Source organism: Nostoc sp., assembly GCF_036917815.1.
Lineage (GTDB): Bacteria > Cyanobacteriota > Cyanobacteriia > Cyanobacteriales > Nostocaceae > Nostoc.
Genome location: NZ_JBALEK010000097.1, coordinates 38,159 through 49,498, shown reverse-complemented (window position 1 = coordinate 49,498; position 11,340 = coordinate 38,159). Strand labels below are relative to the sequence as shown.

The window sequence follows — 11,340 nt, the reverse complement described above, 5'->3', positions numbered from 1 at the left end:
TGTGCAAACGTGTTGAGTCTGGGAACCTGTGCAAGCAGGATATTAAGATTGCAAAGTCTTAAGAATCTCCGCACCTTCAGGTCGGAGAGTGTCAAAAAGATGAAAGTTAGCACTAATTGATTTGTAATTAATTCTTGATGAGGTTTTCTGTATTAAATTGTACAAATATAGGAATCCGATTTGATTTTTGAAAAAATCTAAGTATCTGTAGGGTGTGTTATCGCGTAACGGAACGCACCAAAAGCTTCGGGTGGTGCGTTAGCCAGAGGCATAACGCACCCTACGTATATTTCAAAAATCAAATATGAGTCCTATATATTACCAAAGCTACAGAAAATACAGTTATTTGAAAAGGAAGCAAAACACCTAAGTAAGTCGGCGGAAATAAATCAAATATAGTGAGAAGTACTTTAAGTTACTTAATGCACCAAACGCTACCCATTTCCACGGTTAGCGCTAGGATAGCTATGTATTTTATTAAAGTATAAATATGGCTCAAACTTTTTACGTAAATCCAGTATCAGGCAGTAATACCAACGCTGGTAGCCAACAAGCCCCGTTTAAAACTATTACGCAAGCCCTCAAGGTAGCTACTGTTGATACCAAGATTCAACTAGTAGATGGTAATTACAATGCTGCTAGTGGTGAAATCTTTCCGCTAACGGTTCCATCTGGTGTGATAGTGGTGGGTAATGAAGCCAACAAAGGTAATGGCATTTTGATTGAAGGGAGTGGTAACTACCTAAGCCGTACTTTTGCTGGTCAGAATGTCACATTTGTGTTGCTGGACAAAGCCGAACTGCGGGGAGTGACTGTAACAAATTTGGCTAGCCGTGGTAGTGGTGTCTGGATTGAATCAACTGCCCCTACTGTTGCTAATAGCACCTTCATCAACAATAAGCGGGAGGGGGTATTTACTACAGGCGAAGCTAATCCAGTTATTCTAGGTAATGTGTTCAGTGAGAATGCAGCCAATGGAATTGCGATCGCTAAAAATTCTAAAGGTCAAATTGAAAATAACACCTGCTCCAAAACAGGTTTTGGCATTGCTATTAGTGATACTGCATCACCTACCCTTCGAGATAACAGAATTTCTGAAAACCGCTCTGGAATTATCATCTCTGGTACTGCTCGTCCCGTATTACGTAATAATGTGAGTGAGAATAACACTGACGATGGTATAACAGTCATTGCAAGTGCCCTACCGGATATCGGCAGTACCAATAATCCAGGAGGCAATATTCTACGCAATAACGGTAAATTTGATTTACAAAATGCCAGTTCCAATAAGCTGGTTTCTGTGGGAAATAAAATAGATACGTCTAAAGTCACCGGAAACGTAGAGTTTGCAGATACTCCAACAACTCCAACTCCAACAACTCCAACTCCAACAACTCCAACTCCAACAACTTCAACTCCAACAACGCCAACTCCAACAACTTCAACGCCAACAACTCCAACAACTCCAACTCCAACAACTCCAACTCCAACAACTCCAACTCCAACAACTTCAACGCCAACAACTCCAACTCCAACAACTCCAACTCCAACAACTCCAACTCCAACGCCTACCGTCGAATTAACCGATATTAGTAATCATTGGTCAGGTGGGTTTATTCGGGAATTAGTCAAATTGGGGATAATTAACGGTTTTCCCGATCGCACATTTAAACCCGATGCAACCATGACACGGGCACAATACGCGGCATTACTGGTAAAAGCTTTCAACCCCTCGCCAAACCGCCCAGTTATTAAATTCAAAGATGTACCAGCAGATTTTTGGGCATCCAAGGTAATTCAGCAGGCATATCAAGGTTTATTTCTCTCTGGTTTTCCCGACAATACCTTTGGTCCCAACAATAATATCCAGCGCGTGCAAGTGATTGTCTCTCTGGTGAATGGATTGGGGTTATCTAGTGATGGTACGGCAACCATCAAAGTTTTCGATGACCAAGCCAAAATTCCTGAATATGCCAAGGATGAGGTAGTAAAAGCTATAAACAAGGAAATTATCGTCAATCACCCGAACCTGAAACAACTCAATCCTACCCGCGATGCTACACGCGGTGAGGTAGCGGCGATCGTGTATCAAGCTTTGGTAGATGCTGGGCGGGTAGCAGCAATCAACTCAGCTTATATAGTGACTGCTTGATTAGTCATTGGTCAACTTAAGCCTCGGCGAATAGAATGATGCCTCCGGCACGCCAAGGGCGAACGCGGCTACACAAACAAGAGCCACACCGAATTCTGGGCTAAGAGAAAATTAAGGACTTTTAACCCACGCAGGTGGTCACTGAGCTTGTCGAAGTGCGGGTTTTGCCTGTGTAGACGCAGTTTCCAACCGCCCTTTTAGCGTTAAGTTGACATTTTGCTAGAAGGTTCAAGCCCCAGCCCATAAGGGGTGGCTCCCCCTCCTAAGCTGTTGCGCCTTTAATTTGCACTCATATTTTTTCAATATCAGGACTTATGCAAACAATAGCTAAAACCCTGATTTTTAGGTAGGGGCAATTCATGAATTGCCCCTACAGCGTGTAGTTTTGCGTAAGTCCTAAATATGATTGTCGGGTGGGCAACATGAGCGCCCTGATAATGCAAGTTGTATACGTAACAGCTTACCTCCTTCAATTTTTAGAATTCCCTACTTTTAATAACCGTTTTTGTACAGCAACAACCACAGCTTGAGTACGGTTGCTCACTTCCAATTTCTGTAAAATAGCGTGGACATGAACTCGCACTGTTCCAGGTGCAATACAAAGTGCGAGGGCAATTTCTTGATTATTTTTTCCGGCTGCTAACAGCGATAGAATTTCTTGTTCTCGCCCAGTTAGAGGATTAGCAGGCTTTGAGATTTTTTCTGAGTGAGTTAGAGACGGTTCAGATACAAAGGAAGAACGAATCTCTTTTGTTGCAGTTTCATCCCACCAGGAGGCTCCAGCAACTACAGAACGTAGTGCCAGCACTAATTTTTCGGCAGGAATTCCTTTGAGACAGCATCCTTGAACGCCTATTTCAATCAATCGCACAATTAGGAGCTTTGGCGAATGGGAAGTGAGAACTAAGATTGGCAGATTGGGATTTTGCTGCTTAATTTGTCTACAAACTTCGATTCCCCCGATTGCTGATAAACCCACATCTAACAGCACTACATCCAGAGGATTTTGCTTGACTAATTCGATAGCTGTTTTGCCATCTTCAGTCTCAGCAGTAATCTCTAACCCTGGTTCTTGTTGCAATCGTATACGTAAGCCTAATCGGAAGAGTTCATCGTCCTCAACTAAGAGAATTTTGATTGGAGTAGAGGACATTTCACATAGTTCGAGAAGATTGAAACGGGTAAACGGGCAGTTTGAAAGCAAACATAGCACCAGTTCTGACTCTATTCTCTGCCCAGATTATACCTCCGTGGGCTTCAATAATTTGTCGAGATAGGTAAAGCCCCAATCCAGAACCTTTAGCTTGGCGATCGCTATGTCCCTGGTAAAATCGCTCAAATAGGTGAGTAAATTGTTCCACCTGGATACCTGCACCTGCATCTAAAATTTTCACCACTTGATAAGAAGGTTGTGGTTTTAAGACAACTTCCACCCGACCGCCACGCAGGGAATGATTAATGGCATTCACAAGCAGATTATTAAAAACTCGTTGCAGTTGCAAAGCATCACCCTGAACCCACAGTGCGTGTCGCCAATCAGAATCTTCATAAGTAACCGAGAGATGAACACGACGATTGGCAGCTAATTCAATCAAATTGCCAGCCGCTTCTTCTGCTAAAGTAGTTAAATCCACAGGTGCTAAGTCCAGCTTTAAGCCTTCAGTATCGTTGCGATAGATATCTAACAAAGTTTCTACTAGTTGCAAAGAAGTCTTGTGACTGCGTTCCATTGTCCCTAAGACTTGTTGCTGACCTGGTAAGACAGGGCCAAATTTTTCTTGTTGAAATGCTTGAATTGTCTCAATTGCTCCTAGTAATGGTGTTTTCAAATCATGAGTGAGTGCCGAGGCAAAGTCTTCTCGGAGTTTGACTAATTCCTCTTGAGATTCTAGTTTGGCACGAGTGAGAGCGATCGCTTCTTGAGAACGACGTAAGCGATCGCTTAAAATACCTGTTACAATCAACGCCATCGAAGCAATTGCTCGACTGGCAACTGTCGATACCTTAATGACTTCACCTCCTGGCAACCAAAGATTCAAAATTGTTAGGCATACAGCAACGACTGTCACTTTAAAAGTTGCTATTCTTCCAAACCATGAGTTTGCTAATAATATTGGGCCTATATAAAGACATCCAAATACATATTCAGTTGGGGTCTCAAACTCCATAAACATGACACTGAGAAACAATCCAAATATGGCTGAAAATCTGCTTAATTGTGATTTATTAGTCAGGATTTTAGCTGAAAATAATATCATTTAGGATAGATTTTTTAGTTCATTTTGTTAACTACATAACCGAAAAGTAGATTCCAATACTGCTCGGTTAAGAATATTTGTAGGTTGGGTTTCGTTCCTAAGCTACACATTTTTTATTTTTTTGCCAAAACCTACGCAGTAAGTACCTAGGCGTAAATAAATTAAAGTTTGTAGTCAGGACTTTAGTTCTGATAATTGTTGTTTTGAGCGATGAATCACTCACTACGAACTAGGATTTTATTTTATGTTTAATTATGCCTATCTACTTATTGAAGTGGATTCTTGTCTTAATTTTAGTAAGATTTACTTTATTTGTAACAATCCAGATAGCATTTAAATAAAAAATATACTCTTAGTTTAGAGACAGTTTATACACAATATGCTTTTGATTTAGACATTTATAAGAGTTATACACTGTACAAAAGAATCATCTTGTGCATCAAGTTAAACAGTTGACAGTTGACAACGAAGTTTTTAATTCGGGGATTTAAAGCCCCAAACTAAAAACAATCCGCCTCAAGGCGGGGGCAAAAGAGCCATGCTATAAAGGTAAATACTTCCTTTCAGCTTTTTGCGGGAGCATCCCAATTTTGCCAAAATAAAATTTGTAGTGGGAGCATCTTGCTCCCTAATGTCCAGGAAGCGGGCTAGAGAACCATCACTACAAAAAAATAAATTTACACATTTGGGATGCTCCCCTTTTTGCAAATCACTTTTTATTGCTTACGTCACTGATAGCCCAACTCAGGAATCGCAAAAAGATTATTGAATAAGGGATTTCCAAGAAATAAATTATGCAAATAAACGAACCACAGAGGCGCAGAGAACACAGAGAGAGGAGAAATACAGAGGTTTTTGCGTCAGTTTTGGAATATTTTTTTCTTTGGAAGTCCCTAATCTAGTAGTCTAGTCTGTCAAGAACTAATTGACGGATAGATTCCTTGTAGAGACGGCGATTTATGGCGTCTCTCTAACCGTCAATGCGTAAGTCCTAATTTATTTTTCAACGCTCTGCTGAAAGCATGATTGCAGTCTCTCTTACCCTTGTTAACCAACAATTATCAGGAATACACAAGTACAAAAAACTCTTATTTGCCAGTTATCTTAGTTCAGCGTTTAGAAGGCATATAAACACACTAAACAGTCATATATATATTTATAGCTAAAAGTTGGATATAAACAACTATATCTTTCATATATCCTAGTTTAAATATCAATTTATACGTTGTCTTATTCACAAAAAAGCTCTATGCTCGATACAAGCAGGTATAATCAACAAAAATTGATGATAAACAAAAAATAATGTAAACGTACATATTAGCACAATAGACTTGTCCCGAAACTTATAACCCAATCAGTACAAGGGTTTTAGACCATATCCACATATATCTCTTCAATCAACGCAGCAACAATATTTTGATGTAGTTGCTGATAGTTTAGCGGCAGAAATAGCGTTGTTTGATTTTGAGTATCTGCCCGATTTATTATTGTGATTTAATCCCCCCTAGCCCTTTGGAGTATTAATTTGAGTTAATAGAGGTAGCACTTTACCTCCTTTGTTTGGTCAAGTTTAGTTTTCGGACTGGTCTAATCATCTAGATTTTTTAGCTGAGAAAAGTGTAATTGTAGCCAATTATCTAGCAAGTTAATTATGGTTCTACCGTTGTTACGACTATCTAATCAAAAGTATGACTTCAACTCAAACTCCATCTGCTTCAAAAGTTCGCTCCTCACAACACAATACTCCAAAAGTTGACACCTCTGGTCTTTACTCAAGAGCAATTAAGGAGTCTTTCGTTAAACTTGACCCACGAATTATGGTCAGGAATCCAGTGATGTTTGTGGTCTGGGTCGGGACTATTACCACTGCACTAACTACCGTTGCTCCAAATTTGTTTGGTACTGTTCCAGGCAAGAATCAATGGTTTTACAACGGGATAATTACCGTTATTCTGTTTTTAACTCTTCTCTTTGCCAACTTTGCCGAAGCAGTAGCAGAAGGACGAGGGAAAGCCCAAGCAGATACACTCCGAGCCACTAGGTCTGATACTTTAGCACGCAAAATTACCCCCAGTGGCTTACAAGAAGTCAGTTCTACTAATCTGCGTAAAGGCGATTTAGTGCAAGTAATTGCAGGTGATATTCTCCCAGCTGATGGGGAAGTGATCGAAGGTGTGGCTTCCGTTGATGAATCCGCCATTACGGGTGAATCAGCACCAGTACTCAAGGAACCAGGAACAGATATTTCTAGTTCCGTGACTGGCGGGACACGTATTTTATCAGACCAACTAACTATTCGGGTTACAGCCGATCCAGGTAAAGGGTTTATCGATCGGATGATTGCGTTAGTGGAGGGAGCAGAACGGACAAAAACACCAAATGAAATTGCTCTCACAGTCTTACTTGCAGCACTCACCTTAATTTTCTTGGTGGTGGTGGCGATAATTCCACTAATTGCTAACTATCGTCAAAGTCCGGTGAGTATCGCCAACTTAATTTCACTCCTTGTAGCCTTGATTCCCACCACTATCGGTGGTTTATTAAGTGCAATTGGGATTGCAGGGATGGATAGAGTCGCCCAATTTAATGTGATTGCTACTTCTGGTAGAGCAGTTGAAGCCTGTGGAGATGTGAACACTCTGATTTTGGATAAAACTGGTACCATCACCCTTGGTAATCGCCTAGCTGAAGAGTTTATACCGGTTAATGGTTACACTTTAGAACAGGTAGCAGAAGTTGCCTTAGCTTCTAGCTTGTTTGACCAAACACCAGAAGGGAAATCCATTGTTAGACTAGCGCGGCAGTTAGGTGCAGAGATCAACTTTGACGAAAGTAAAGCAGAAGGGATTGAGTTCACTGCTAAAACTCGGATGAGTGGCACAAACTTACCAGATGGACAACAAGTTAGAAAAGGAGCAGTTGATTCCATTAAAGGATTTGTTCGTTCTCGTGCTGGTTCATTAAGTCCTGAACTAGATCAAGCTTATGAAAAAGTTTCTCGATTAGGTGGTACTCCTCTGGCCATTTGTCAAAATCAAAAAATCTACGGTGTGATTTATTTAAAAGATATAGTCAAACCAGGGATTAGTGAACGATTTGAACAACTGCGGCGCATGGGTATTCGCACCATCATGTTGACAGGAGACAATCGAATTACTGCTTCTGTGATTGCCCAAGAAGCTGGTGTAGATGACTTCATTGCTGAGGCTACACCAGAAGATAAAATGAGAGTTATTCAAGCTGAACAAGCGGAAAATAAAATAGTAGCAATGACTGGTGATGGTACTAATGATGCACCGGCACTTGCTCAGGCCAATGTAGGTGTGGCGATGAACTCTGGTACACAAGCAGCCAAAGAAGCTGCCAATATGGTGGACTTGGATTCTGACCCCACAAAGTTGATAGATATTGTGACAATTGGTAAGCAGTTACTAATTACCAGAGGCGCACTCACTACCTTTTCAGTCGCTAACGATATCTCTAAATACTTTGCAATTATTCCCGCTTTGTTTACTACTGCTGGACTTGGCAGTTTAAATATTATGGGTTTGGCAAGTCCACAATCGGCGATTCTGTCTGCTTTGATCTTTAATGCACTGATTATTCCGGCGCTGATTCCACTAGCACTTAAGGGTGTTAAATTCCGACCTCTCACAGCCGATCAACTATTGCAACGCAACGTTTATATCTATGGGGTTGGTGGTGTAATTGCTCCATTTATTGGCATCAAAATCATTGATGTGATTATTGTGGCGATCGGTTTGTCATAGTTAGTTTTTTGAGCATTTGTCTTTCATCGGCGTTGTTGATTTAACTTCATGCAGACGCGCTACAGCCGCAGACAGTAAGAGTGAAGAATACTTAATTTTTTTCTAAATTCAATAACGCCATTTCACAAAAAGTTAACCTTTTGAATCTCCCAAATCAGCATTTTTTGTAATTTGTGTCTGTCTATGAATATTAAAAGCTCACGCATAGACGCAAAGATATAAACATTCACGAGGCTTTGAATATATGACGAAAATTAAGTTAGTTAATGAGATGCTGAGTCAATTGATTAATGAGGTAGAAGTACTGCGATCGCCAAAATTGTACCGCTCTATTTCTTTCAAAATATTTCTTGCTCTCTGTTTAAATGCAGTTCTTGCCCCTGTTGTCTTTGCAGCAAGCAAAGAAACAATTTCGCGGGGAAGTGCTTATGCGATCGGTGTGCTGGGACTTGTGACAGTAGCACTGGCAATTTATCTATTCATGGTGATGTTACAACCCCAACGCTTTTAAGCTGGTTGACGTATAAATCTCCATACTTATCTTCCCAATCCCCAAATATCGAAGTTATGAACGATTTAATTTACGTGGCGGTTATTTTAGTCAGCTTTTTAGGTCTTTTTGGTTTAATTAGAGCGTTTGAGACGCTGTAGGGAATCAATTTGTATGATATTGAACATCTTGCAACTGCTAATCATTATCTTAATTATTGGGTTTGCTTTTGTTATCCCAATCGGCAAATACTTAATTAAGATTTTCACTGATGAGACAGATACGGTATTAGAGCGTTACACCTATCGATTTCTAGGGATAAATCCTGAAGAAAAAATGACTTGGCAACGCTATAGTCAGGCGATTGTAATCTCTAATTTAGTTTTGGTGTTGTTGTTTTATGCAACGCTACGACTTCAAGACATTTTGCCTTTCAATCCCGATAAAATTTCTCCAGCGCCAACGGCAGAACTGGCATTTAATACCGCAATTTCTTTTGTTACCAACACTGATTGGCAAAACTATGGTGGTGAGACAACGCTTTCTTATTTTAATCAAATGGTGATGATTACCTGTTTGATGTTTACCTCATCAGCAACAGGTTTAGCGGCTGGGGTTGCAGTCATCAGGGGATTGAGTCAAAACGGTGTCAATAATCTGGGTAACTTTTGGGTAGATTTAACTAGGGCAATTTATCGATTGTTTCTACCCATTTGTTTTGTGCTATCGCTAGTCTATGTTTGGCAAGGAGTCCCTCAGACATTGGCTCCGGCTGCGATCGCAACTACTCTCGAAGGTGCTACTCAAACCATTGCTCGTGGCCCTGTTGCTAGTTTAGAGTCGATCAAGCAAATTGGTACAAACGGCGGTGGATTCTTTAACATAAATTCAGCCCACCCCTTTGAAAACCCAACTCCATTGACAAATTCCCTAGAGATTATGTCAATGTTGTTGATTGTTCCAGCACTCACCTACACCTTTGGAACAATGGTAAGAGCGCGGCGACAAGGATGGATATTTTTTGGGGTATTCACCGCCTTATTCATTGGATTTTTAGCGATCATCCTGCCGGCTGAACAAATTGGGAATCCCTTGTTAACTGAAGTCGGGGCTGATCAAACCTTATCAGCTTTGCAAAGCGGTGGCAATTTTGAAGGTAAGGAGGTGAGGTTTGGCATTGCTCAAACTAGCTTATTTGTCACTGCTACCACAGCCGCCACTACAGGTAGTGTCAATGCCATGCATGATAGTCTCACACCAATGGGAGGCTTTGCGGCGCTTTCGGAAATGCTGCTGAACGTAGTTTTTGGTGGTAAAGGTGTCGGGCTGATTACCTTAATTATGTACGCTGCTGTAACCGTCTTTCTTGTAGGGTTGATGGTAGGACGTACCCCAGAATTTTTGAGCAAAAAAATTGAAGCTAAAGAAGTCAAACTTGTATCTTTAGCCTTACTAGCTCACCCCTTTACAATTCTAATCGGAGTCGGACTGGCTCTAGTTTGGCCGAAAGCATTAGATAGTTTAAATAACCCAGATGCTCACGGGTTTACTGAAATTTTATATGCTTTCACATCAGTAACAGCTAATAATGGGTCAGCCTTTGGTGGACTCAACGGTAATACTCCTTTCTACAACACAGTACTAGGGATAGGGATATTGCTAGGAAGATTTTTAGCTCCTGTATTGCCCATGTTAGCTGTTGCTGGCTACTTGGCTGTTAAACCTAGAGTACCAAAAACCACGGGTACGATGTCTACAAATACCGTGTTTTTTGGAGTGCTGTTACTAGCTTCGATATTAATTGTTGGTGGGTTAACGTTTTTCCCCGCTTTGGCTCTTGGCCCAATATCAGAACACTTTGAACTAGCATCTGGCAAATCTTTCTAAATTCAGGAACTATCCCCAATGGCAATTCAATCTCGTTCACCCATAATTAGCTTGCTGATACCTGCAATCACTACCGCCCTTTGGTTTATCTTGCTTTGTGGTGTCGTCTATCCACTTGCAACTACAGTGGTTGCCAACCTTTTGTTCCCTTACCAAGCCCAAGGTAGCTTAATCACTGTCAATAACAAAGTGATTGGTTCTGAACTCATTGGTCAAAACTTCACTGCGCCTAAGTACTTCCATCCCCGTCCTAGTGCTACAACCAAGACTGGTGGGACTGATGCTCAACCCTATAATGCTGCTAACAGTGGTGCAACCAATTATGGCCCCACTAATAAGAAATTAATTGATGCAGTCAAAGGTGCAGTCACAGCCTATCGCAAAGAAAATGGTTTAGCGGATAACACACCTGTACCAATTGATGCAGTCACTAACTCTGCTTCTGGTTTAGATCCTGATATATCCATTGCCAACGCCAACCTCCAAGCATCTCGCGTAGCTAAAGCCCGCAATAAACCTGTAGCAGAAGTGCAAAAACTAATTGGTGACAATACCACAGGACGGCAGTGGGGATTTTTAGGAGAACCTCGCGTCAATGTTCTCAAACTGAATTTGGCTTTGGATAAATAGGGACTGGGACTGACGAAATAAAGTTAAATAAGTCGGAAGTACAGTTTTGTGATGGGGATTTAAACCCCAACACAAAACTTGCCGCTTTTTAGAAGCGGGGGACTTAAACCCACGGAATTGGTTAATTAGTTGATTTGGTATTATTGCCATCTT

Annotated in this window: 7 protein-coding genes; 5 read left to right on the top strand and 2 right to left on the bottom strand. The window is 41.0% G+C overall.

Annotated features, from left to right (window positions below):
- Positions 1 to 490: 490 nt before the first annotated feature.
- Complete coding sequence (locus V7K97_RS29135) at positions 491 to 2,152, top strand: DUF1565 domain-containing protein (protein WP_334804435.1); 1,662 nt, start codon at positions 491 to 493, stop codon at positions 2,150 to 2,152.
- Between the two features lie 469 nt (positions 2,153 to 2,621).
- On the opposite strand, the gene V7K97_RS29130 is transcribed toward V7K97_RS29135, so the two are convergent.
- On the bottom strand, positions 2,622 to 3,305 hold the full coding sequence (locus V7K97_RS29130) for a response regulator transcription factor (protein WP_334804433.1): 684 nt from the start codon (positions 3,303 to 3,305) through the stop codon (positions 2,622 to 2,624).
- A gap of 1 nt (position 3,306) precedes the next feature.
- On the bottom strand, positions 3,307 to 4,410 hold the full coding sequence (locus tag V7K97_RS29125) for a sensor histidine kinase (RefSeq protein ID WP_334804432.1): 1,104 nt from the start codon (positions 4,408 to 4,410) through the stop codon (positions 3,307 to 3,309).
- Between the two features lie 1,688 nt (positions 4,411 to 6,098).
- Here V7K97_RS29125 and kdpB point away from each other — a divergent pair.
- The 4 genes from kdpB (at position 6,099) to kdpC (ending at position 11,187) form a co-directional block, all read left to right on the top strand.
- Positions 6,099 to 8,180 (top strand): potassium-transporting ATPase subunit KdpB, encoded by a 2,082-nt coding sequence (gene kdpB, locus V7K97_RS29120; protein ID WP_334804431.1) that lies wholly within the window; start codon positions 6,099 to 6,101, stop codon positions 8,178 to 8,180.
- A gap of 244 nt (positions 8,181 to 8,424) precedes the next feature.
- The gene (gene kdpF / locus V7K97_RS29115) at positions 8,425 to 8,691 is read left to right on the top strand and encodes a K(+)-transporting ATPase subunit F (protein ID WP_334804429.1); all 267 of its coding nucleotides are present in this window, start codon (positions 8,425 to 8,427) and stop codon (positions 8,689 to 8,691) included.
- 153 nt (positions 8,692 to 8,844) lie between these two features.
- Positions 8,845 to 10,557, top strand: a complete 1,713-nt coding sequence (gene kdpA / locus V7K97_RS29110) for a potassium-transporting ATPase subunit KdpA (RefSeq protein ID WP_334804427.1) — start codon at positions 8,845 to 8,847, stop codon at positions 10,555 to 10,557.
- 18 nt (positions 10,558 to 10,575) lie between these two features.
- Positions 10,576 to 11,187, top strand: coding sequence for a K(+)-transporting ATPase subunit C (gene kdpC, locus V7K97_RS29105; protein ID WP_334804425.1), 612 nt, complete (start codon positions 10,576 to 10,578; stop codon positions 11,185 to 11,187).
- Positions 11,188 to 11,340: the final 153 nt, after the last annotated feature.

Excerpts from the sequence above, each read along its gene's own strand:
- V7K97_RS29135 (WP_334804435.1), top strand. The coding sequence starts at position 491 with ATGGCTCAAACTTTTTACGTAAATCCAGTATCAGGCAGTAATACCAAC.
- V7K97_RS29130 (WP_334804433.1), bottom strand. The coding sequence starts at position 3,305 with ATGTCCTCTACTCCAATCAAAATTCTCTTAGTTGAGGACGATGAACTC.
- V7K97_RS29125 (WP_334804432.1), bottom strand. The coding sequence starts at position 4,410 with ATGATATTATTTTCAGCTAAAATCCTGACTAATAAATCACAATTAAGC.
- kdpB (WP_334804431.1), top strand. The coding sequence starts at position 6,099 with ATGACTTCAACTCAAACTCCATCTGCTTCAAAAGTTCGCTCCTCACAA.
- kdpF (WP_334804429.1), top strand. The coding sequence starts at position 8,425 with ATGACGAAAATTAAGTTAGTTAATGAGATGCTGAGTCAATTGATTAAT.
- kdpA (WP_334804427.1), top strand. The coding sequence starts at position 8,845 with ATGATATTGAACATCTTGCAACTGCTAATCATTATCTTAATTATTGGG.
- kdpC (WP_334804425.1), top strand. The coding sequence starts at position 10,576 with ATGGCAATTCAATCTCGTTCACCCATAATTAGCTTGCTGATACCTGCA.